Here is a 22,076-nt window from a genome sequence, read left to right on the forward strand (position 1 = left end):
GCGAGGACCGTGACTACATCCTGGAGCTGCTGCTCGAGCATTCCACCGCGGGTCTGACCTACGAGCAGTGCGTCGGGGTGACTTACCAGCAGTTGCGCGACGACAGTGACGCCGCGATCGCCCGCATCGTCGACGCCTATCACGCGGTGGCCGAGCACTGCGACGCGGTGGTGATCGTCGGCAGTGACTACACCGACGTGACCAGCCCGGCCGAACTCTCGGTGAACGCCCGGATCGCGGTCAACCTGGGCGCACCGGTGCTGCTGACGGTGCGTGGCACGGGCCGTACTCCCGACGAGGTCGCCAGCGTGGTCGAGGTGTGTCTGGCCGAACTGTCCGCGCAGCGGGCGCACACGGCGGCCGTCGTCGCCAACCGGTGTGAACCGGACGAAATGCAGGACGTCGCCGATGCGCTCCGCAAGTTCACCCCGCGCGCCTACGTGCTGCCCGAGGAGCCGTTGCTGGCGGCGCCGACGGTAGCCGAACTGACCGAAGCCGTGGACGGTACGCCCGTTCGCGGTGACGAACAGCTGGCCCAGCGCGAGGTGATGGACGTGATGGTCGCCGGGATGACGGCCGACCACGTGCTGGAACGGCTGCGCGACGGTATGGCGGTGATCACCCCCGGCGACCGCTCCGACGTGGTGCTCGCGGTCGCCAGTGCCCATGCGGCAGAAGGCTTTCCGTCATTGTCGTGCCTCGTGCTCAACGGCGGCTTCGATCTGCACCCATCGATCGCCGCCCTCGTCGTCGGTCTGCGGCTGCGGCTGCCCATCATCGCCACCGCGCTGGGCACCTACGACACGGCCAGCGCAGCGGCCGCTGCCCGCGGCCGGGTCACCGCGTCCTCGCAACGCAAGATCGACACCGCACTGCAGCTGATGGACCGGCATGTCGACGTCGACGATCTGCTCGAGCAGCTCACCATCCCGATCCCGACCGTCACCACGCCGCAGATGTTCACCCACCAGTTGGAGCAGCGCGCCCGGGCCGACCGCCAGCGCATCGTGCTGCCCGAAGGCGAGGACGACCGGATCCTGCGCTCGGCGGGCCGCCTGCTGCAGCGCGGTGTCGCCGACTTGACGATCCTGGGAGACGAATCCCAAATCCGATCGCGGGCAGCGGAACTCGGCGTCAGCCTCGACGACGCAACGGTGCTCGACCCGCGCAGCAGCGACCTGCACGAGCAGTTCGCTGAACAGTACGCCGAGCTGCGCAAGGCCAAGGGCGTCACATTGGAGCATGCCCGCGAAATCATGAACGACGCAACGTATTTCGGTACCATGCTGGTGTACAACGGAAAGGTCGACGGAATGGTGTCGGGCGCCGTGCACACCACCGCGCACACCGTGCGGCCCGCGCTGGAAATTATCCGGACGATGCCCGATGTGTCCACGGTCTCCAGCATCTTTCTGATGTGCCTGCCGGACCGCGTGCTGGCCTATGGCGACTGCGCCATCATTCCCAACCCGAGCACCGAACAGCTCGCCGACATCGCGATCTCCTCGGCGCGCACGGCCGCCCAATTCGGCATCGAGCCGCGGGTGGCCATGCTGTCCTACTCGACTGGCGCGTCGGGGTCCGGTGCCGACGTCGAGAAAGTAAGGAAAGCAACCGAATTGGTGCGGTCCCGGGATCCGCAGCTACTGGTCGAGGGGCCGATCCAGTACGACGCCGCGGTCGACCCATCGGTCGCGGCGACCAAGATGCGCGACTCGCCGGTCGCCGGCCGCGCCACCGTGCTGATCTTTCCGGACCTGAACACCGGCAACAACACCTATAAGGCGGTGCAGCGTTCCGCGGGTGCCATCGCGATCGGTCCCGTGCTGCAGGGCCTTCGCAAGCCGGTCAACGACCTGTCCCGGGGCGCGCTGGTCGAGGACATCGTCAATACCGTGGCGATCACGGCGATTCAGGCGCAGGGCATCCATGAGTGATCGTCTGGTCCTGGTGATCAACTCCGGATCCTCATCATTGAAATTCCAGCTCGTCGATCCTGATTCCGGTGAGTCGCGAGCCGGTGGCACGGTCGAAAAGATCGGGGAGCCGTCATCACCGATCCCCGATCACGAAGAAGCGCTGCGCCGCGCGTTCGAGATGCTGACCGACGACGGTATCGACCTGCAGCATTGCGGGCTCGCCGCGGTCGGGCACCGGGTGGTTCATGGCGGCAATCGTTTTCACCGTCCGACCCTGCTAAATGACGACGTGATCCGGGAACTGGAGGAGCTCGCCCCGCTGGCGCCGCTGCACAACCCGCCGGCACTACGAGGCATCGAGGTGGCACGCAAACTGCCGCCCGCAGTGCCGCACATCGCGGTGTTCGATACTGCGTTCTTCCATCACCTGCCCGCGGCCGCCGCCACCTACGCCATCGATCGCGAACTCGCCAAGAAATGGCAGATCCGCCGGTACGGATTCCACGGCACCTCACACGAATTCGTCAGCGGGCAGGCGGCGGCGTTTCTGGGCAGACCGCAGGGCGAGCTGAATCAGATCGTGCTGCACCTGGGTAACGGTGCATCGGCATCCGCGTTAGCCGCCGGGCGACCGGTAGAGACGTCGATGGGCTTGACGCCGCTGGAAGGCCTGGTGATGGGCACCCGCAGCGGTGACATCGATGCGTGCGTGTTCGGCTACTTGTGGCGGACCGCCGGTATGAGTGTCGACGAGATCGAGTCGATGCTGAACAATCACGCGGGCGTGCTCGGCCTGAGCGGCGAGCGTGACTTTCGGCGGCTGCGGACGATGATCGACTCCGGCGACTCCACAGCAAAATTGGCCTACGACGTGTTCATCCACCGGCTGCGCAAGTACATTGGCGCCTACCTGGCGGTGCTGGGCCACACCGATGTGGTGAGTTTCACCGCGGGCATCGGCGAGCACGACGCGGCGGTGCGCCGGGATGCGCTGTCGGGGCTGCGGGAGTTGGGAATCGAGCTGGATGAAGAAGCGAACGCCGCGTCGGCCTCCGGTATGCGCCGGATATCCACGCCGAGTTCGCGGGTCGCGGTTCTGGTGGTGCCGACCAACGAGGAACTGGCCATCGCACAGGACTGCGTGAGCTTGCTATAGGGGCCGGCCTCTTGGGGCGCGGGTCTAGCGGTGTGCGAGCAGGGCGGTTCGGCCGTCGGTGCCGAGCGTCCAGCCCGTCAGGGCGCGGGTATAGCCGTTGTCATGGCCCAGGGTGAACAGCTCCACGAATTCGCGGGCCAGGTTCTCGTTGGCGGCTTTGGCGCTGTTGGTATCGGGGTGGCGATCGCGCCGCGGTCGGCGGCCAGCGCGGTATCGACATTGCTGGGCCAGTTCTGTCCGACCACCGCGTCGACCTCGGGGCCGGTGACCCCGAACCCGGTCCTGCGCAGGACGCGGGCCCCGCGATCCATCTCGGGGACTGCCCGGCCATAGTGTCCTACCGTCGCGCGCAAACCTATGTTTCGCTGAGTGTGGCTGTGGACGGTGGTAAGCGCCGTACGCGGTCGTCATGCGAGCGTGCTGGCATGAGCGACGTGGCGGGTCCCTTCATCGGCAGCGAGGCGTTGGCGTCCGGTGCCCTGGACTGGCATCGGCTGCGTACGCGGTACCGGCCGGTGTTCCCGAATGTCTACCTGCCGAAAGGCCTGCAGCCCTCGCTGCAGCAGCGCACTGTCGCGGCATGGCTGTGGTCGCGTCGCCGAGGGACGATCGCGGGTGCGGCCGCGGCCGCGCTGCATGGGGCCGAGTGGATCCCCGACGACGTTCCGATCGAGCTGATCCACCGCAATCCGAGGGCGCCGCGCGGTGTACTGACTCGGCGCGAAGGCCTGCACGACGGTGAAGTCCAGATCATCGACGGGCGCCCGGTCACCACACCCGAGCGAACCGCCTTCGATATCGGCCGGCGCGGGGCGATACGGTCGGCGGTAGCGCGACTCGATGCGTTATCTCGCGCAACGGGTTTCAAGGTCGACGACGTGTTGACGCTCGCCGAGTGCCATCCCGGCTCACCGGGGTTGCGGCGTTTGGAGGCTGCGCTCGAGCTGGTGGATGCAGGGTCGCAGTCGCCGCGGGAAAGCTATCTGCGGCTACTGCTCACCGATGCCGGCTTTCCGCGGCCGCAGACACAGATTCCGGTGGTGGGCGGTGACGGCCTTCCCCTCGCGTATCTGGATCTGGGTTGGCGGGAGTCGATGGTAGCGGTCGAGTACGACGGCGACCACCATCGCACCGACCGCCGTCAATTCGTCAAAGACATCAAACGGCTGGAAATGCTCGAGCGGATGGGCTGGATCGTCGTCCGGGTAGTCGCCGAGAACCATCCGGCGGAGATTGTGCGACGGGTCCGCGCCGCGCTCGAGGCGGCGGCGGCCCGGTCGCGGATTTGATTGTGCTGCTACTGCTTTGAGTGTGCCGCCACCGCGCGGATAAGACCGAAATCGCGCGGTGTACGCACACTCGATGGAACGGGCGGCCGGCGCCCGCCCCGGCCTTGACCGCCCACAGGGGCAATGGCGAATCTCATCAGCGATGAGCGCGCTCACATGTGGACCGGGGTACGGGCCGCTCGGCTGTGTCTATTGTGATGCCATCACCTGCCTTTCGAAGTGCTCAACTGTGCTCGTGCTCAAGGGGAAGCCGGGGGGCTGCGCTGGACGGCGCGCACCCGGTGCGCTGGTCCGGGACGCGGCCTGAGTGGGACGCTCGAGGCGACGGGTGATGCCGGTGGCCGGCGACTGGTAGCCACGGCCGCACACAAGATGGCGTCGACCTCGGCGATCAGCTCGGCGACTTCCCCGGCCAGGTCCAGCTCAGCCGGAATCAACAGGCTGGTCATCTGGTGGCCTCTCAGGCGTCGACGACCTGGTGCCCGTTGCGCCGCTCGACTGCTACCTTGCGCGGCTTTGCCCTCTCGGCCACCGGAATTCGCAGTGTCAGGACTCCCGCGTCGTATGACGCCTCGATCTTCTCGGTGTCCAGGTTATCGCCCAGCACCAACTGCCGACTGAACACACCGCGGGGGCGCTCGTTGGCCACCATCTCCCGGCCCGGTTCGACATCGGGGCGCTCCGCGCGCACCGTCACCACGTTGCGCTCGATGTCGATGTCCAACGAATCCTCTTTGACGCCGGGCAAATCGAACTCCACGACAAACGACGAGCCGTCGCGCCAGGCGTCCATTGGCATCGCGGACGGACGTGCGGCGGTCCCCAAGACCCGCTGGGTGAAGCGGTCGAAGTCGCGGAACGGATCGGTTCGCATCAGCATCGTCGCCACCTCCAACTCATTCAATGTGGTGTCAAAGCTTGAGTAAATGTGTGCCTGACGGCATACATCTGATTTAGCACGGCACCGGGTCGAACGCAAGAATTAGCGCCGAAATTTCTTCTCAATGTTGTTGCGCGCGTGCAACTACCGGTCAGAAGGTACTCGTGGGTCGCACCTGGTTGGCCATGTCCACCAGGGTGTAGCGATGGCGCTGGGTGGGTGCCACCCTGGCCAGGCTGCGCAACGATGCCTCGACACCCAGCCGCAGGCCATGGTCGGTGAACGGGAATCCCAGGATGTGGTTCGTGCTGGCTTGTTTGTTGCCCCGATTGTCCTGCAGCCAGTCCATCGCGCCGCCGAGCACCAGTGCGCGGATCTGCAGAACCCGGGGTTCGGTGGGCGGCAGCGCTTCCACCCGCCGCGCCGCGTCGCGGATCTGCTCCTCGGTGATCTCGCTCTGGCTGCGCCCGGACAACAGGGTGACCGCACTGGTCAGGCGAGCGGTGGTGAAATGTCGCGAGGTGGGCGGTACTTCGTCGAGGGTCCGCACCGCGCCGCTGCGGTCGCCCATCGCCGAGCGGGCTCTGGCCAGCCCGAAAGCCGCCGAGATCACGCCGTCGTTGGTGGCCCACACCGTCTGGTAGTAGTTGTGCTGGTCGGGGTTGCCGGCCAGTTCGGCCGTGGCAGCCAGCGCCAGTTTGGGTGCCAGTTCGCCCGGGAACGTGTCCAGGACCTCGGTGAAATGCTTGATGGCAGAGTCATAGTCGCCGGTGAGCAACCCGGCCACCGCCCGGTACCAGATTAGTCGCCACTGCCAGCCGACCCGTTCGGCAAGATCTTCCAGCTTGCGGGCGGCCTTGCTGACATCCCCCAGGTCCAGCAGCGCCCGGACCTCCATCAACGGCAGCTCCACCGACTCGCTGAGGTCCAGGCCCTCGGCATCCAGGGAGCCGTGCCGGGCCGCCCGCAGCGAGTCCAGTGTCTGTACCGGCTGCGAAAGCACCGTCGCCTGCAATACCGGGGCCGCCACGTCGGTCGGATCGACCAGCGGCACCGGCAGCGCGGTGACGATCTCCTTGGCCGTCAAATTCTCCGAGTGCACCTGGCCGTCCAGGTACACGTCGGTGTGCGCGACCAGCAGATCCACTCCGAACGTCGAGCGGCTGGGGCTGAAGATCGTCGACAACCCGGGCCGAGGGATCCCGGTGTCCTGGGCCACGACCTCCCGCAATACCCCCATCAGCTGCCCCGACATCTCCTCGGCGCTGCTGAACCGTCGTCGCGGGTCGGGATCGATTGCGCGACGCAGCAACCGGGCGAAAGAGTCGTACTTGATCAGCACCGGGTCGTCGTCGGGCAACCCGTCGACATAGCGGCCGTTACGCGTGCGCAGAGTAAGGGTCAGCGCCGCCAACGTGCGTCCTACGGTGTAGATATCGGTGGCCACCGTCGGACCGGTCCGAACTATCTCGGGGGCCTGATAACCCGGGGTGCCGTAGAGGTAGCCGAACGAGTTGATCCGCGAGACGGCACCGAGGTCGATCAGTTTGAGCTGCTCCTCGGTGAGCATGATGTTCTCCGGCTTCAGGTCGTTGTAGACCAGGCCGATGGAATGCAGGTAGCTCAGCGCGGGCAGTATCTCGAGGATGTAGGCGATCGCCTCGGCGACCGGCAGATTTTCTCCGCGGCCCCGCTTGAGTGACTGCCCGCCGATGTACTCCATGACGATGTACCCGACCGGATCGCCGTGCTTGTCGCTGTGCTCGACGAAGTTGAAGATCTGCACGATCGACGGGTGCACCACTTCGGCCAGGAACTGCCGCTCGGCCATCGCGATCGCCTGTGCCTCGGCGTCTCCCGAGTGCACCAGGCCTTTGAGCACCACCGGGCGGTCGTTCACGTTATGGTCCACCGCCAGATAGACCCAACCCAGGCCGCCGTGCGCGATGCAGCCCTTGACCTCGTACTGACCGGCGACGATGTCGCCGGGGTTCAGCTGCGGGAGAAAGGAATACGGGCTGCCGCAGTAAGGGCACCAGCCTTCCTTGGACCCTTCAGCACCCTTGTCGGAGGCCGACCGTCCGACCGGCCGGCCGCAGTTCCAGCAGAACCGTTTGGATTCCGGCACGACCGGGTTCGTCATCAACGCCTTGACCGGGTCGATGTCCGGGACCCGCGGAATCTCCACCAACCCGCCGCCGAGCTGCCGCACCGGCGGAAGGGCGCGCGTCGCTGCGACCATCCGGTCCTGGGGCTGGGTGTCGATGCTGCCCAGCGAGATCTGGAAGTCGTCGTCATCGTCGTCGTCGAAGTCAGGCCGGAACAGCGCCTGAGTGGCCTGCGGCCTGCTTCCCGTCGTCGCGGTCGCGCCCGTCTGCGCATCCTCCGGTTGGGCAGCCGGCTGCGTGCCGGGCGACTCTTCCTGGCCCAACTCGTCTTCTTGCGCCGGCTTACCCATCAGTCCACGTACCTCGGCTGGGGCGGCGAGGGTGCCGGCCCCAGAACCGTCAACCACTTGCGGTACAGGGTATTCCAGGTGCCGTCGGTGCGGATGCGCTCCAGGGTGCCGTTGACGAAGCGGACCAGGCCGGTGTTGTCCAGGTTGATCCCGATGCCGTAGGGCTGGGTGGCCATGTTGGGGCCGACGATGTGCAGGTAGGGGTCCTCTTCCACCAACCCGGCCAGGATCGAGTCGTCGGTGCTCACGGCGTCGATCTGGCGCTGTTGCATGGCCACCAGGCAATCGGCCCAGTTCACCACCGACACGATCACCGGCGGTGGGGCGATCTCGCGGATCCGGCGCAGCGACGTGGTGCCCCGGGCCACGCAGACGCGCTTGCCGGACAGATCGGACACCTTGGAGATCGCCGAGTCCCGCGGCGCCAGGATGCGCTGGTTGGCATCGAGGTACACGGTCGAGAAGTTCACCAGCTTGCGTCGCTCGCAGGTGATGGTCATGGTCTTGACCACCACATCGACCTGCGACTTCTGCAGGGCCGTGATCCGTTCATCCGCGGACAGGATGCGGTACTCGACGTGCGAGGGTCCGCCGAAGATATCGCGTGCCACCTCACCGGCGATGTCGACATCGAAGCCCGTGATCTCCCCGTTGATCGGGTCGCGGAAGCTGAACAGGTTGCTGCCGATGTCGAGGCCTACGATCAGCCGGCCGCGGGCGCGGATGTTGGCCACCGCGGCGTCGGCGTCGGCCTTGTTGGGGAACGGGCGCAGGCTGGCGGTGGGATTGCAATCCTGGCTGGTGTTGTCCGGCGGCAGCGGCGCCTCCATCGGCAATTCCTGCATGCCCACCGGAGTCGGCAGCGGCAGCGTCGGCGTCACTTCCACCTTCAACGGCTCGGAGTGTCCACACCCGGCCAGCAGGGCCGCCGCGGCGATCAACGCGGTCATCCGCCGGGGCGTCACCGGTACTCCTTGAGCCGTGGCCACAGGCCCAGCGCGACCGCGATGGCCGCACCCAGGCTGAGCACCACCGCGCCGACCTGCGCTCCGGCCAGCCCGCGTTTGGCGTTGAGGACGTCGTTGCGCAGGTGGTTGCGGCTCTGCTCCATGGCCTTGGTGAGGGCTTCGTCGAGCTTGTCGAACGCCGGGGTGGAGTCGTCTTCGCCCTTGCCGAGCGCGACCTGGGTGGCAGCCCGGTAGTTTCCGACCGAGATGTAGGCGTTGATCCGGTCGTTGGCCTGCTGCCAGCGGACCAGCAACTGGTCGGCGCCCTGCAGGTCGGGCTTGTCGACGGCGTCCCGGCGGGTCATGTATGCGTCGAGCTGGTGGTGCATGGCGTCGATGCGCTGATAGAACGCCTGCTTGCGCACCTCTTCATCGCCGCGCCGGATCAGTGAAAGCGTCTCGTCGGCGCGGGCCTGCTGGGCCGTGATGGCCAGGTTGGTGACCGACCGCAGCGACTCGGCCGCCGTGTCCTTGGCGCTGCGACTGGCCGTCGTCGAGATTGTCAGCGCTGTCCCGACCCACACCATCATGATGAGGATACTGAGCGCGCCGACCACCAGACCCGGGTTGATCCGGCGTCGGGTGCGCCGGGCCAGCCAGCGGTGCGAGAACGCACCGAACACCACGGTGGTGGCAACGACCAGGATCACCGGCGCCGGAAACTGGGTCGACGCGGTGGTCTCGCTGTCGACCCGCGCCGAGGTCGCCTGGTAGAGCTGCTGAGCATCGGGCAGGATCTGGGACTGCATCAGCCCCGAGGCCTCTGACAGGTACGACGAACCTACCGGGTTGCCCGCCCGGTTGTTGGTGCGGGCGATCTCGACCAGCCCGGTATAGACCGCCAGTTCGGCATTGATCCGCCCCAGCAGCTGCACCTGCGTCTCGTCGGTCAATCCGCTGGATGCCCGGGTCACCGCAACCGCGGCGTCGGTGATGGCCTGTTCGTAGCGCAGCCGGACGGCCCGCGGCTCGGTCTGGGCGATGAATGCGGTCGCGGCGGCGGCGTCGGCCACCGACAGTGTGGTGTAGAGCCGCCCAGCTGCGAACGACAGCGGCTCGGTGTGGTCGAGGACGGTGGTCAGCACCTGCTGACGGTGATTGATGGTCGTCGAGGTCGCGAAGGCACTGGCCACCCCCAGGGCGGCCAGCACGATACCGATGGTCAGGATGCGCCCGGGGGTGGTCGAGACGAACCACCATCGGGGATGAGCCGGTTCCGCAGGCGAACGCAATCCCATCGGCTCGGTCGACGGGTGCGCCAGCTCAACCGTCACGTCTGCTCGGACCTCATCTCGGCCATATTACGAACCCGTATAAGCGAATTCTAAGAGCAATGTGCGGCGGATGGGGGGAGGCCCGGCCAATTGCCCGCCCGGGATCGCAATGGCGCTTGCCCGCTCCCCTCGCCTCCGCCGGCCCCGGATGGCACGGTCGCCGGGCGGGTAGGTCCTGCATATCCTGAATCCGTGCAGGGCGACGGCGACGGTTGGGTGATCTCCGAGCGCGGCGGGCATTACTGGGGTAGGTATGGCGCTGCCGGGTTGCTGCTGCGGGCTCCGCTACCGGACGGCACCCCTGCGGTACTGCTGCAGCACCGTGCGGTGTGGAGCCATGAGGGCGGCACCTGGGGTCTGCCCGGCGGCGCGCGCGACAGTCACGAGACCCCGGAGCAGACGGCGGTTCGCGAAGCGCAGGAGGAGGCGGGCCTGGCCGCCGAGCGGCTGACGGTACGGGCGGTCGTGGTGACGGCGGAAGTCGCAGGCCGGGGCGGAATGCAGTGGAGCTACACGACGGTGGTCGCCGATACCGGGGAGTTGTTGCCGACCGTGGCCAACCGGGAGAGCGCCGAGCTGCGCTGGGTCGGCGAGAATGAGGTCGACGACCTGCCGCTGCATCCCGGACTCGCCTCCAGCTGGCAGCGGCTCCGCACGGCACCGGCGACGGTGCCGCTCGATCACGGCGATGAACTGCGTAACGGCCTGCCCCGCACCGTCGAGATCGAGGCGGGTGTCTTCGTCTGGTGCATGCCCGGCGCCGCGGACGAGGCGCACTCGCCGCTCAGCCGGCGGATCAGCGCGCTGCTGCAAGCGCCGAGCTGAGTTCTGCGGCCGCGGCCCGCGGATCCGCGGCGGCGGTGATGGCCCGCACCACCACGATGCGGCGGGCGCCGGCAGCAAGCACCTCGGGCAGCCGTGCCAGGTCGATGCCCCCGATGGCGAACCACGGCGTCTCGGTGCCCAGCGCGGCCGTGGTGCGTACCAGCTCCAGGCCCGGCGCCGCACGGCCCGGTTTGGTCGGGGTGGGCCAGCAGGGGCCGACGCAGAAGTAGTCAGCTGCCGAGGCGGCGGCCGCGGCCGCTTCGCCGGCATCGTGGCTGGATCGCCCGATCACGGTATGGGGTCCGACGATGTCCCGCGCCACATCCAGGGGCAGGTCGCGCTGACCCAGGTGCAGCACGTCGGACCCTGCGGCGCGCGCGATATCGGCGCGGTCGTTGACCGCGAACAGAGCGCCGCGGCGGCGGGCTGCGGCCGCCAGGATCTCGCAGGCGGCCAGCTCGTCGAGCGCCTCGAGCGGGCCGAACCGCTGCTCGCCGGGCGATCCCTTGTCGCGCAGCTGGATGATGTCGACTCCGCCGGCCAGGGCGGCATCGGCGAATTCGGCCAGATCGCCGCGCTCGCGGCGCGCGTCGGTGCACAGATACAGCCGTGCTTGGGCGAGACGGGAAAGGGGGTCCTGCACACCGCGACGGTAGCGCGCTAGCGTGGAGTCTGAAGAACACACGGGAGTCCCGGGCAGACCAGCGGGGCTGAGAGTGGACAATGAGCGATCGACCTGTCCTTACCGTCACACCTGATCCGGGTCATGCCGGCGAAGGGAGCAGAGGATGTCCAACGCAGTTGCGGGTTCGGTGGCCGTGATCGGTGGCGGGGTCATCGGCCTGTCGGTGGCGCGCCGGGCGGCCCGGGCCGGGTTGCCGGTGACGGTGCACCGCAGCTCGGAGCGGGGCGCCTCGTGGGTGGCCGGCGGCATGCTGGCCCCGCACAGTGAGGGCTGGCCCGGGGAGGATCGGCTGCTGCGGTTGGGTCTGGAGTCGTTGCGGCTGTGGCGCGAGGGCTTCCTGGACGGACTGGATCCGGCGGTGGTCACCGCACGTGAATCGCTGGTGGTGGCGGTGGACCGGGCCGACGTCGCCGACCTGCGCACCGTCGCCGACTGGTTGTCCGCGCAGGGCCATCCGGTGGTCTGGGAGTCCGCTGCACGCGACGTCGAACCGCTTCTGGCGCAAGGCATCCGGCATGGTTTCCGGGCGCCGACCGAGCTGGCCGTGGACAACCGCGCCGTGCTGGACGCCCTGGCCCGCGACTGCGAGCGTCTCGGCGTGCGCTGGGCTGAACCCATTACCGACCTCAACTCCGCGCAGGGTGATACCGCGGTGATCGCCAACGGGATCGACGCACCCGCCATGTGGCCCGGGCTGGGGGTGCGGCCGGTCAAGGGTGAGGTGTTGCGGTTGCGCTGGCGCAAGGGATGCCTGCCGCTGCCGACCAGAGTGGTCCGGGCCCGGGTACACGGACGTCAGGTGTATCTGGTGCCGCGCGCGGACGGCGTGGTGGTGGGCGCGACCCAGTACGAGCACGGCCGCGACACCGCGCCGGCGGTGTCGGGCGTCCGCGACCTGCTCGACGACGCGTGCGCGGTGCTGCCGGCGCTTGGCGAGTACGAGTTCGCCGAATGCGCCGCTGGCCTGCGCCCGATGACGACCGATAACCTGCCCATTGTGCGACGACTCGACGAGCGGACACTGGTGGCGGCCGGTCACGGTCGCTCCGGCTTCCTGCTGGCGCCGTGGACCGCCGAAAAGATTGTGTCCGAACTTCTTCCGGTGGGAGCCCGGTCATGATCGTCACGGTCAACGAGCAGCGGGTGGAGATCGACGAATTGACGACGGTCGGCGCGTTGCTGAGCGCTCTGGGCTTTCCGGACCGTGGCGTAGCGGTTGCGATGGGCGACGCGGTGCTGCCCCGCTCTGCTTGGACGACAAGGCTTTTCGACGGCGCGCGACTCGAGGTGGTGACGGCGGTGCAAGGTGGTTGACAACAAACTGACGATCGCGGACCGCGCCTTCACGTCCCGTCTCATCATGGGCACCGGGGGAGCGACCAGCCTTGCGGTGCTGGAGGATGCGCTGGTGGCCTCCGGCACCGAGCTGACCACGGTTGCCATGCGACGGGTGGACGCCGAGGGCGGCACCGGATTGCTGGACCTGCTGAATCGACTCGGCATCACGCCGCTGCCCAACACCGCCGGGTGCCGCAGCGCCGCCGAGGCGGTCCTGACCGCCCAACTTGCCAGGGAGGCCCTGGAAACCAACTGGGTCAAGCTCGAAGTGATCGCCGACGAGCGCACCCTGCTGCCCGATGCGGTCGAATTGGTCAGCGCGGCGGAGCAATTGGTGGACGACGGGTTCGTGGTGCTGCCGTACACCAACGACGACCCGGCGCTGGCCCGGCGGCTGGAGGACACCGGTTGCGCGGCGGTGATGCCGCTGGGTTCGCCGATCGGCACGGGGCTCGGCATCTCCAACCCGCACAACATCGAGATGATCGTGGCGCGCGCCGGTGTGCCCGTGGTCCTGGATGCGGGCATCGGCACCGCCAGCGATGCGGCACTGGCCATGGAGTTGGGTTGTGACGCGGTGCTGTTGGCCACCGCGGTCACCCGCGCCGCCGATCCGGCGGCGATGGCCGCCGCGATGGCCGCCGGCGTCACGGCCGGTTTCCTGGCGCGCCGCGCCGGGCGTATCCCGAAACGCTTCTGGGCCCAGGCGTCCAGTCCTGCCCGCCCGGTGACGCCAGCGGTCACGGAGCCCCCTGCTAAGGAGGCGGGCAATCAGACCTGAGCTGAAACGCTATGTCGCGCTGGGCAGCTCGATGGCCGCCGGCCCCGGGATCCGGCCGCGCGCCGACGGCGCGCCGTGGCGGTCGGGCCGCTCGGCGCGTAACTATCCGCATCTGGTCGCCGAGCGTGCCGGCCTGGAGTTGACCGACGTCACCTACTCCGGGGCCACCACCGCCCACGTGCTCTCCGAACGCCAACACGGCGCGCCGCCGCAGCTGGCGGCGCTGGACGGGTCGGAAGCGCTGGTGACGGTCACCATCGGCGGCAACGACGTCGGCTATGTGCCGTTGCTGACGGTCGCCTCGTTGCCGTCCATCGCGCGACGTCTGCCGCTGGTCGGGGGGCGTATCGGTGAACTGCTGGACCGCAACGAGCGCGAGCTGGCACTGGGCCGCGTGTTCGATTCGCTGTGCCAGGTGGGTCGGTCGATCCGGCAGCGCGCCCCGCACGCCCGGGTGTTGTTCGTCGACTACCTGACGCTGCTACCGCCCTCGGGTCAACCGGCGCCGCCGCTGTCCGGCGAACACGCCGATCTGGGCCGGCATATAGCCGCCACCCTCGAGCGACTAACGGCGAAAGCCGCCGCGGCGACAGACTGTGAAGTCGTCTGCGCCGCGGCGGCCAGCCGTGATCGCCATGCGTGGTCGAGTGCGCCCTGGGTGACCAAACCCGTTGTGCCGCTGCCCGGTCGGCCCGCCCCGCTGCACCCCAACGCCGTCGGAATGCGGGCCGTGGCCGAGCTGGTGGCGACCACCCTCTGACCGGATCAGCCGTTGGTGCGCCACCACTGATAGAGCGCGGCCGTGTCGCTACCCGATGCACGAACAAACGCAAGAACGTTCTTGGCGTCGACGGTCCAAATGATCTCTGCCTTACCGTCATCCGTACCGCAAGCCACCTGTCCGGCGGAATCGGTGGAACTGCCCTGGTGCCATGTCGTCGGCGACTGCGCATCCCCGCACTTCGTGAGCTGGTCGCTGCCAATGAGTTTGGTGAACGAGCTGGCGAGGTCTGCGCTGTTGGGGAATTGGAAGTATTTCGCAGAGGACGGTCCGGAGCTGTCGGCATTCTGTCCGCAGGCCAGTACCGCCTGCACCGTCGGGAATGCGGACTGTACCTCGGAAACCGCTTGCGAGGAGCAGTTGCTGGAGGAGTAGCCCTTCGACAGTGAGCCGGCGAATGCATCGGTGGGGTCGGCCGATGCGGTGGCAACGCCCGCGCAGGCGAAGCCGCCAACCAGTGCGGCGGTCGTAACGCCCCGCAGCGCGTTCGTGAGATAGGTCATTTGTAGCTCCTTGTCATAGTTAGACAGTGTGGTGCTGCGCTGATCTCGAGGAGTTATCTGCGTCGTTCATCGGCAACACGAATTTCTTTGCCAACGGCATCGTAAGCCTATCGTGCTACCACGCAAGCGGTTTGCCAAGATATTCCTTGGCGGGGACTGCCGAAGTGCCTGCGGCGCAGGCGAAGAGTCAGCCGTTGGTGCGCCACCACTGGTAGAGCGCCTGCACGTCGGTGTTGGCTCCGCGAATGTAGCTCAGGACGTTCTTGGCGTCGGTGGTCCAGATGATCTCGGCGGCACCCTGGTAGGTACCGCAAGCGACCTGCCCCGCAGTGGCGCCGGCGCTGCCGGTGTGCCAGGTGGTCGGTGACTGGCCGCTGTCGCCGCAGGCGGTCAGGGTCTCGTCTTTGATGCTGGCGGTGAACCCGCCGCTGAGGTCACCCGGGTTGTTGTACAGCAGGTATGTCGCCTTGACCGGGCCGTTGGCGTCGGCGTTCTGTCCGCAGTTGATGGCCGCCGCCACACCCGCCGGCGGCTCTTTCGGGGTGCAGTTGCTCATCGAGTAACCCTTGGACAGGGACGCGGCCAGGGTGTCGTTGGGGTCGGCGTGGGCGGCGGCGGTGCCCGCGAAGGCGCAGCCGCCCATCAGCGCTGCGGCCGTCGCGGCTCGCAGCGCGGTGTAGAGGTGAGACATCCCCTGGCTCCTTAAAGGTCGTCGGACCGACGTGTGCGGCTGCCCTGATATCGGTGAGTGTATTTCTCGCACCCCCCGGCAGGACAGGCCTGTCCCGGCGTTGGCATCGTCGAGCTACGCCGCAGCCCTCCCAAACATTCCGTGGGAAATTGTCTGTCCTGGCATCGGTCCCCGATGGCGCGCATTGAGCTGTGATGCGGTCGACGGGCACTTCGCCAGCGTGGAAATCCTCTGCCCCACATGCGTATTCGTCGAGAGAACGGGTGCCTGCCGGATGGTGCCTACGGACCCGCTCCGACACTGCCGAGGAGGCCGAAGTGCCAATTTTCAATTGGTGATGCCCTGGCGACGCCTCTCCGGTATGGTAAGCCTCGCTTCACGCCAGCTAACTCTTCTGATCTGGAGAATAAATGACACAACCACCTCCTCCCGGTTACCCGCCGCAGCAGCCGCCAGCCGGTCAGCAGCCCGACAACTACCTGGTCTGGTCGATCCTGGCGACGCTGTTCTGCTGCCTTCCGCTCGGGATCGTGGCGATCGTCAAGTCCACGCAGGTCAGTGGTCTGTGGGCGCAGGGTCAGTACGCTGAGGCGCAGGCCGCTGCGGACAGCGCCAAGAAATTCGTGAAGTACTCGGTGATCGCCGGAATCGTCGTGGCTATCATCTACGGCATCCTGATCGCGCTGGGTGCGATGAACACAGATACCAGCTCGGCAGCGATGATGATGGTCGATGCGCTGAGCCTGGGCTGATGTGATGGTGACCCGCCAAGGGTCGGTTCCCGCGGCACTGGGTGCGCGATTGAGCGCCCCGGTACTCGTGGCCGCAGCCTCGGCTGTGGTATGCGCCGGCATTTGGCTGGGTGACCCCACTACTCCCAACGGCCCACTGCCGACCTGCCCCACCAAGACGCTGCTGGGAATCGATTGCCCCGGTTGCGGCAGCATGCGAATGCTGTACAGCCTGATGCACGGTGATGTGTTGGCCGCGGCCAGGTTTAACGCGCTCGGCCTGGTGGCCGCGGTGCTACTGGTGTGCGCGTTCGCGGCCTGGACGTACGGCAGGTGGACCGGCCGGCGAATCAGAGGCTGGCAGCACAATCGGTGGGCGGCCACGGTGACTCTGGCATTAGTGGTGGTCTGGTTTGTGGTGCGTAATCTGCCGTTCGCTCCGTTCAACGCGCTCTACGTCTGACCGCTTCGGCTGCTGCGGGGTGTGCGGTCTAGTCTGGGCGCAATGGTGCACAAATTGAAGACGATTCCGGCTGTGCTGGCTGTGATTGCGATCGTCGCCTTCCTCACGGCGGGATGCGGACAGGGGTCGAAGCAGGCGGTCCCCAGCGGAGTCAGTCAGGCCGCCGGCGAGTTCGCCAATACGATCCGAAGCAAGGTCAGCACCGATGCGATGATGGCGCACCTGTCCAAGCTGCAGGACATCGCCAACGCCAACAACGGCACCCGCGCGGTGGGCACGCCCGGTTACGAAGCCAGCGTGGACTACGTCGTGGAAACGTTGCGTAAGAGCGGTTTTGACGTCCAGACACCTGAGTTCTCGGCGAGGGTGTTCCACTCGGAGAAGGGTTCGGTGTCGGCCGGCGAGGTGACCGCGGACGCGCGCGCGCTGGAATACAGCCTCCCCACTCCGCCGGAAGGGGTGACCGGGCCGCTGCTGTTCGCACCCGAAGATGACAGCCCCGGATGCACGCCCAGTGACTACGACAAGCTGCCTGCCAAAGGCGCGGTGGCGGTGGTCGACCGGGGCAACTGTCCGTTCTCCCAGAAGGAGGACGCCGCCGCCCAGCGCGGCGCGGTGGCCCTGATCGTCGTCGACAATGTCGACGAGGAGTCGATGGGCGGCACCCTCGGGGCAAACACAGACGTCAAGATCCCGGTGGTCAGTGTCACCAAATCGGTGGGTTTCCAGCTACGGTCCAAATCCGGTCCGGCGACGATCAAACTGAACGCGAACACGCAAAGTTTCAAGGCCCGCAACGTCATCGCGCAGACCAAGACCGGGTCACAGACAGACGTGGTGATGGCCGGCGCGCACCTGGACAGCGTGCCGGAGGGCCCCGGCATCAACGACAACGGTTCGGGAGTGGCCGCGATTCTGGAAACGGCTGTGCAACTGGGTAACTCGCCTCAGATACACAACGGGGTGCGGTTCGGCTTCTGGGGTGCCGAGGAGTTGGGTCTGATCGGCTCGCGCAACTACGTGGAGTCGCTGGACCTCGAAGGCCTCAAGCACATCGCGCTGTACCTGAACTTCGACATGCTGGCATCGCCGAATCCCGGCTACTTCACCTACGATGGCGACCAGTCGCTGGCCTTGGACGCGCGCGGTCAGCCGGTGGTGCCCGAGGGTTCGGCCGGTATCGAACGGACGCTGGTCGCCTACTTGAAGCAGGCCGGAAAGACGGCCCAGGACACCTCGTTCGACGGTCGTTCCGACTACGACGGGTTCACCCTGGCCGGCATCCCCTCCGGCGGTTTGTTCTCCGGCGCCGAGGCGAAGAAGTCCGACGAGCAGGCCAAGCTGTGGGGTGGTACTGCAAACGAGCCGTTCGATCCGAACTATCACCAGAAGGGCGACACCCTCGAACACATCGACCGCACCTCGCTGGGCATCCAGGGTGGCGGCGTCGCGTACGCCGTAGCGCTGTACGCCCAGGATCTGGGCGGGCGCAACGGTGTTCCGGTCATGGAGGACCGCACCCGGCACGTGCTCGTCAAGCCATGACGAGGCCGCTGGCCGTCCTGCTCCTGATCCTGTTGGTCGGCGCGTGTGCGGACCCGCATGCACCGCAGCGGGCGACGCCGGCCACCGCGCCCGACCCGGGCCGATCGCTGGCGGCGAAGGTGACCGCCGACGGTATGTGGGTTCATCTGCGGGCACTGCAGGACATCGCCAACGCCGACAACGGCAGTCGGGCGACGGGCACCCCCGGTTACGACGCGAGTGTCGAGTATGTGGTGAAAGCGTTGCGTGGCAAGGGATTCGACGTTTCCACGGCGCAGTTCGAGCGGCTGCGCAACGTCTCGGAGGGTAAGCCCGTCGTGACGATCGGCGGCCGCAGCTTTCCGGTCGATCAAGCCTCGCTGCTGGTCCGGACGCCGCCCGGTGGTCTGACCGGACCGGTGGTCCGTCCTGCTCAACCGGCAGGCTGCGCGGCGGGCGACTACCCCGCCACACTGCCCACCGGCGCGATCGCGGTCGTCGACGACAGCCGGTGCTCGGTCGTCGACAAACAGAACATCGCCGTGGCCAAGGGCGCCGCAGCGCTGATCGTGACGAGCCAGCCCACCGGGCAGGGCGCACCGCCAACCCTGTTCAATGCCGGCTATTACAACCAGCTGACCGTTCCGGTCGCGGTCATCGGCGCCAGCGCCACGGCGGCGCTGGGCCGTTCGACCGCATCGGTCCGGCTGGTGCTGGACGCCGAGAACGTCAAGGTTATCTCGCGAAACGTGCTGACGCAGACCAAAACCGGGTCGGCGCACGACGTGGTGCTGGTGGGCACCCATCTGGACAGCCCGCCCGGCAGTCCGGGCATCAACAACGCCGGGTCCGGCGTGGCCGCAGTGCTCGAGACCGCTCTGCAGCTGGGCCCGCTGCCGCCGGTGTCCAACGCGGTGCGGTTCGCATTCTGGGGAGCCGAGGAAAACGGGCTCAACGGTTCGATGGACTACGTGTTCGGGCTCGACAACGACGCGCTGAACGACATCGCGCTGTACCTGAACTTCGACATGCTGGGCTCCCCCAACCCGGGGTTCTTCACCGACGACGGCGATCAGTCCGGTCCGGCCGGGCCGGGGGTGGCACCATCGGACGTACCCGAGGGCTCGGCCGGCATCGAACGCACCCTGGCCGGATATCTGAACCTGGCCGGCAAACGACCGGCCGACATGCCGTTGAACACCCGGACCGATTATCATCCGTTCCTGGTTGCCGGCGTCCCGGTGGGGGGCATGAATACCGGTGCGTCCCAGACGAAAACCACCGTGCAGGCTCGGCTGTGGGGCGGGCAGGCCGGTGCCGCGTTCGATCCGAACTATCAAAGCGTCCGCGACACCGTCGACGCGATCAATCGGGATGCGCTGGCGGTCATGGGTTCCGGGGTGGCGTTCGCCGTGGGCACGTACGCGGACTCGATCGGGGGCGTCAACGGTGTCACACCGCACGACAAACGGCATCGGACGCGGGTTTCCTGAGTAGAGTGAGCTTCTGGCTCAGGCCGAGAGCAGACGAAATCGTCTTTTGGGTAGGAGGTTCCTGTGACCGAGCAACCACCGGGCTACCCGCCCCCACCGGGCGGTTACCCGCCGCCGGGTGGTTACCCGCCGCCGCAGGGCTACGGGTATCAGCCGCAGGGCTACGGTTACGGAGGCTATCGGCCGCCGCCCTCGAGCACGACGAATCCGATGGCGATCGCGTCGTTGGTGTCGTCCCTGCTGGGCTGGATCTGCGGCGTCGGGCCCATCCTGGGCGTCGTCTTCGGCCTGATCGCGCTCAACCAGATCAAGCAGACGGGTCAGGGCGGACGTGGCCTGGCCATTGCCGGCACGATCATCGGGGGCATCGGGGTGGCGTTCATGGTGCTCTACCTGATTTTCATGGTGGTTTTCGCGGCTTCCAAGGCCGGGGATCCGCAATCCGCTGCCTCGTTGTTCAACCTTGGGCGGCAAGCACTCTCGGGGCCGTAACTAAGTGCTCAGTGATGGGTTGCGGCCCATTTAGAATGGTTTTCCTTGCGTGCAGGCCGGTTGGGACGGGGTTGGTCGAATGAAGATGCGCTCGCGCAGTTTGGTCGCGTCCTCGCGCGCCCTGTCGGCTTGTCTGGGCGCGGTGCTGGTGGTGGCCGGCTGTACCACCATGGTCACCGGACGCGCGGTGTCGATTCTCAACGATCCGTTCCGGGTGGGTGGGCTGCCGGCCACCAATGGGCCCAGCGGAGCCAAACCGAACGGACCGGCACCCACGGGCACCGTGCTGAACACCAACAACGGGCCCATCGACAAGCTGTCTCTGTTGTCGATCAACGACATCGAGGAGTATTGGAAGGCCAACTACACCGCGCCGCTGCAGGGCTCGTTCAGACCCGTGGACAAGTTGGTGTCGTATGACTCCAACGACCCGAACAGCCCGATCGTCTGCCAAAACGAGACCTACGATCTGGTCAACGCCTTCTACACCTCCCGGTGCAACATGATCGCGTGGGACCGTGGCGTATTCATGGCAGTCGCGCAGAAGTATTTCGGCGACATGTCGGTGAACGGCGTGCTGGCACACGAATTCGGGCACGCGTTGCAGACCATGGCCAAGCTGGTCACCCGGAAAGACCCCACCATCGTGCGCGAGCAGCAGGCCGACTGCTTCGCCGGCGTCTACATGTACTACGTGGCCTCGGGCAAGTCGCCGCGGTTCGACATCAGCACCGCCGACGGGCTCGACCACGTTCTCGCCGGGATCATCACGACGCGCGACCCGGTGATGGACGCCGACTCGCAGAACGACGACGAGCACGGCTCCGCCCTGGACCGGGTCAGCGCCTTCCAGATGGGCTTCATCACCGGTACCCCGGCGTGCGCGGCGATCAACAAGGCCGAAGTCGAGCAGCGGCGCGGAGATCTACCGACCGCGCTGCGGGTCGATCCCAACGGAGGCCCGGAGACCGGTGAGGTGGAGATCAACGAAGACACCCTCAAGACCTTGATGGAATTGATGGGCAAGATCTTCTCGCCGAAGAGCCCGCCGACGTTGGTCTTGAAGGCGGGTGGTTGCCCGGACGCCAGGCCGAGCCCGCCCGCCTCCTACTGCCCGGCCACCAACACGATCAGCGTCGATCTGCCGGCGCTGGCGACCATGGGCAAGGTCGCCGGCGAGAAGGAACAGAGCCTGCCGCAGGGCGACGACACCGCACTGTCGATCGTGATGTCGCGCTACGCACTTGCGATGCAGCACGAGCGTGGCCTGGCGATGCAGAGCCCGTGGACCGCGCTGCGTACCGCGTGCCTTACCGGCATCGCACACCGCAAGATGTCCGCGAACATCGAACTGCCGTCCGGGAACTCGCTCGTGCTGACCGCCGGTGACCTAGACGAAGCCGTTGCCGGGCTGCTCACCAACCACATGGTGGCCAGTGACGCCGACGGCGTCAGTGTGCCGGCCGGGTTCACTCGCATCGCAGCCTTCCGCTCCGGCGTGGTAGGCGAAATGGATGGCTGCTACGCGCGCTACCCGGGCTGACGGGGCGGCTCGGCCAGCGGTCGAGCGAAGCCGCGGCGGGTCATGAGCTCTCCCGGCGATGTGAATCAGTGATGCGGCGGACCTGCCGAAAATAAGTCCGATGGCCGGCAGCCGGCTGATTGCTCGCCAGGCATTTAGCTGCAACCTACACCCCGCCAACCATCGGACCACCCCTCAAGCGCTGTTTATGTTAATGGACATTCCGCAACCGCGATACCCCTGGCACCCTCGGCGGAGTGTTAT

The 22,076-nt window shown here is 67.1% G+C and carries 24 protein-coding genes; 15 read left to right on the plus strand and 9 right to left on the minus strand.

All coding sequences use genetic code 11. From position 1 onward, the window contains the following. Both pta and ACX9NE_RS07805 read left to right on the plus strand, forming a co-directional pair. The coding region (pta, locus tag ACX9NE_RS07800; protein ID WP_459361121.1) for a phosphate acetyltransferase at positions 1–1,937 on the plus strand (1,937 nt) is incomplete at its 5' end. Beyond that, positions 1,930–3,075 (plus strand): acetate kinase, encoded by a 1,146-nt coding sequence (locus tag ACX9NE_RS07805; RefSeq protein ID WP_459361122.1) that lies wholly within the window; start codon positions 1,930–1,932, stop codon positions 3,073–3,075. The genes pta and ACX9NE_RS07805, both read left to right, overlap by 8 nt. 24 nt (positions 3,076–3,099) lie before the next feature. On the opposite strand, the gene ACX9NE_RS07810 is transcribed toward ACX9NE_RS07805, so the two are convergent. Continuing rightward, positions 3,100–3,201: a hypothetical protein gene (locus ACX9NE_RS07810; RefSeq protein WP_459361123.1), complete on the minus strand. Its 102-nt coding sequence runs from the start codon at positions 3,199–3,201 to the stop codon at positions 3,100–3,102. On the opposite strand from ACX9NE_RS07810, the gene ACX9NE_RS07815 reads away from it, so the two are divergent. Both ACX9NE_RS07815 and ACX9NE_RS07820 read left to right on the plus strand, forming a co-directional pair. After that, positions 3,178–3,408, plus strand: a complete 231-nt coding sequence (locus tag ACX9NE_RS07815) for a hypothetical protein (protein WP_459361368.1) — start codon at positions 3,178–3,180, stop codon at positions 3,406–3,408. The two genes, ACX9NE_RS07810 and ACX9NE_RS07815, sit on opposite strands and share 24 nt — an antisense overlap. Positions 3,409–3,500: 92 nt before the next feature. Further along, complete coding sequence (locus ACX9NE_RS07820) at positions 3,501–4,364, plus strand: hypothetical protein (protein WP_459361124.1); 864 nt, start codon at positions 3,501–3,503, stop codon at positions 4,362–4,364. 239 nt (positions 4,365–4,603) lie between these two features. Here ACX9NE_RS07820 and ACX9NE_RS07825 read toward each other — a convergent pair whose 3' ends face one another. From ACX9NE_RS07825 to glnX, 5 genes are all read right to left on the minus strand, one after another. Beyond that, positions 4,604–4,813: a hypothetical protein gene (locus ACX9NE_RS07825; protein WP_459361125.1), complete on the minus strand. Its 210-nt coding sequence runs from the start codon at positions 4,811–4,813 to the stop codon at positions 4,604–4,606. Between the two features lie 11 nt (positions 4,814–4,824). After that, entirely contained in the window at positions 4,825–5,244 is a 420-nt protein-coding gene (locus ACX9NE_RS07830) for an Hsp20/alpha crystallin family protein (RefSeq protein WP_459361126.1), read from the minus strand. A 151-nt stretch (positions 5,245–5,395) separates the two neighbouring features. Further along, positions 5,396–7,702 carry a serine/threonine-protein kinase PknG gene (locus tag ACX9NE_RS07835; protein WP_459361346.1) on the minus strand — a complete coding sequence of 769 codons (2,307 nt, stop codon included), beginning with the start codon at positions 7,700–7,702 and terminating at the stop codon, positions 5,396–5,398. Then, the gene (locus ACX9NE_RS07840) at positions 7,702–8,652 is read right to left on the minus strand and encodes a glutamate ABC transporter substrate-binding protein (protein ID WP_459361347.1); all 951 of its coding nucleotides are present in this window, start codon (positions 8,650–8,652) and stop codon (positions 7,702–7,704) included. The genes ACX9NE_RS07835 and ACX9NE_RS07840 overlap by 1 nt, the downstream gene beginning before the upstream one ends. Positions 8,653–8,663: 11 nt before the next feature. Then, positions 8,664–9,983: a protein kinase G-activating protein GlnX gene (glnX, locus tag ACX9NE_RS07845; protein ID WP_459361127.1), complete on the minus strand. Its 1,320-nt coding sequence runs from the start codon at positions 9,981–9,983 to the stop codon at positions 8,664–8,666. A 192-nt stretch (positions 9,984–10,175) separates the two neighbouring features. Between glnX and ACX9NE_RS07850 the strand changes: the two genes are divergently transcribed. Then, positions 10,176–10,808 carry an NUDIX hydrolase gene (locus ACX9NE_RS07850; protein ID WP_459361128.1) on the plus strand — a complete coding sequence of 211 codons (633 nt, stop codon included), beginning with the start codon at positions 10,176–10,178 and terminating at the stop codon, positions 10,806–10,808. On the opposite strand, the gene thiE is transcribed toward ACX9NE_RS07850, so the two are convergent. Continuing rightward, a complete protein-coding gene (thiE, locus tag ACX9NE_RS07855) occupies positions 10,780–11,451 on the minus strand; it encodes a thiamine phosphate synthase (RefSeq protein WP_459361129.1) in 672 nt (223 codons plus the stop codon). The genes ACX9NE_RS07850 and thiE overlap by 29 nt on opposite strands. Positions 11,452–11,596: 145 nt before the next feature. On the opposite strand from thiE, the gene thiO reads away from it, so the two are divergent. From thiO to ACX9NE_RS07875, 4 genes are read left to right on the plus strand one after another with little or no spacing between them, the layout of a single operon-like run. After that, positions 11,597–12,613 (plus strand): glycine oxidase ThiO, encoded by a 1,017-nt coding sequence (gene thiO, locus ACX9NE_RS07860; RefSeq protein WP_459361130.1) that lies wholly within the window; start codon positions 11,597–11,599, stop codon positions 12,611–12,613. Then, positions 12,610–12,807, plus strand: a complete 198-nt coding sequence (thiS, locus tag ACX9NE_RS07865) for a sulfur carrier protein ThiS (protein ID WP_459361131.1) — start codon at positions 12,610–12,612, stop codon at positions 12,805–12,807. Before thiO ends, thiS begins: the two co-directional genes overlap by 4 nt. Further along, positions 12,800–13,612: a thiazole synthase gene (gene thiG / locus ACX9NE_RS07870; RefSeq protein WP_459361132.1), complete on the plus strand. Its 813-nt coding sequence runs from the start codon at positions 12,800–12,802 to the stop codon at positions 13,610–13,612. The genes thiS and thiG overlap by 8 nt, the downstream gene beginning before the upstream one ends. A gap of 1 nt (position 13,613) precedes the next feature. Continuing rightward, positions 13,614–14,372 (plus strand): SGNH/GDSL hydrolase family protein, encoded by a 759-nt coding sequence (locus tag ACX9NE_RS07875; RefSeq protein WP_459361348.1) that lies wholly within the window; start codon positions 13,614–13,616, stop codon positions 14,370–14,372. A gap of 5 nt (positions 14,373–14,377) precedes the next feature. Here the strand turns inward: ACX9NE_RS07875 and ACX9NE_RS07880 are convergent, their stop codons facing one another. Together ACX9NE_RS07880 and ACX9NE_RS07885 are read right to left on the minus strand one after the other, a co-directional pair. Next, positions 14,378–14,896, minus strand: a complete 519-nt coding sequence (locus tag ACX9NE_RS07880) for a serine/threonine protein kinase (RefSeq protein ID WP_459361133.1) — start codon at positions 14,894–14,896, stop codon at positions 14,378–14,380. Positions 14,897–15,083: 187 nt separating this feature from the next. Then, complete coding sequence (locus tag ACX9NE_RS07885; protein WP_459361134.1) at positions 15,084–15,587, minus strand: serine/threonine protein kinase; 504 nt, start codon at positions 15,585–15,587, stop codon at positions 15,084–15,086. Between the two features lie 410 nt (positions 15,588–15,997). Here ACX9NE_RS07885 and ACX9NE_RS07890 point away from each other — a divergent pair, with 410 nt between their 5' ends. From ACX9NE_RS07890 to ACX9NE_RS07915, 6 genes are all read left to right on the plus strand, one after another. Then, positions 15,998–16,339, plus strand: a complete 342-nt coding sequence (locus ACX9NE_RS07890) for a CD225/dispanin family protein (RefSeq protein ID WP_459361135.1) — start codon at positions 15,998–16,000, stop codon at positions 16,337–16,339. Positions 16,340–16,343: 4 nt separating this feature from the next. Beyond that, positions 16,344–16,781, plus strand: coding sequence for a DUF2752 domain-containing protein (locus ACX9NE_RS07895; RefSeq protein ID WP_459361136.1), 438 nt, complete (start codon positions 16,344–16,346; stop codon positions 16,779–16,781). Positions 16,782–16,823: 42 nt separating this feature from the next. Then, the gene (locus tag ACX9NE_RS07900; RefSeq protein ID WP_459361137.1) at positions 16,824–18,326 is read left to right on the plus strand and encodes a M28 family metallopeptidase; all 1,503 of its coding nucleotides are present in this window, start codon (positions 16,824–16,826) and stop codon (positions 18,324–18,326) included. Then, positions 18,323–19,798, plus strand: a complete 1,476-nt coding sequence (locus ACX9NE_RS07905; protein WP_459361138.1) for a M28 family peptidase — start codon at positions 18,323–18,325, stop codon at positions 19,796–19,798. The genes ACX9NE_RS07900 and ACX9NE_RS07905 overlap by 4 nt, the downstream gene beginning before the upstream one ends. Before the next feature lie 63 nt (positions 19,799–19,861). Next, the gene (locus ACX9NE_RS07910) at positions 19,862–20,290 is read left to right on the plus strand and encodes a DUF4190 domain-containing protein (RefSeq protein WP_459361139.1); all 429 of its coding nucleotides are present in this window, start codon (positions 19,862–19,864) and stop codon (positions 20,288–20,290) included. 79 nt (positions 20,291–20,369) lie between these two features. Beyond that, positions 20,370–21,833 (plus strand): neutral zinc metallopeptidase, encoded by a 1,464-nt coding sequence (locus tag ACX9NE_RS07915; RefSeq protein ID WP_459361140.1) that lies wholly within the window; start codon positions 20,370–20,372, stop codon positions 21,831–21,833. Positions 21,834–22,076: the final 243 nt, after the last annotated feature.

Source organism: Mycobacterium sp. ML4 (assembly GCF_054515735.1).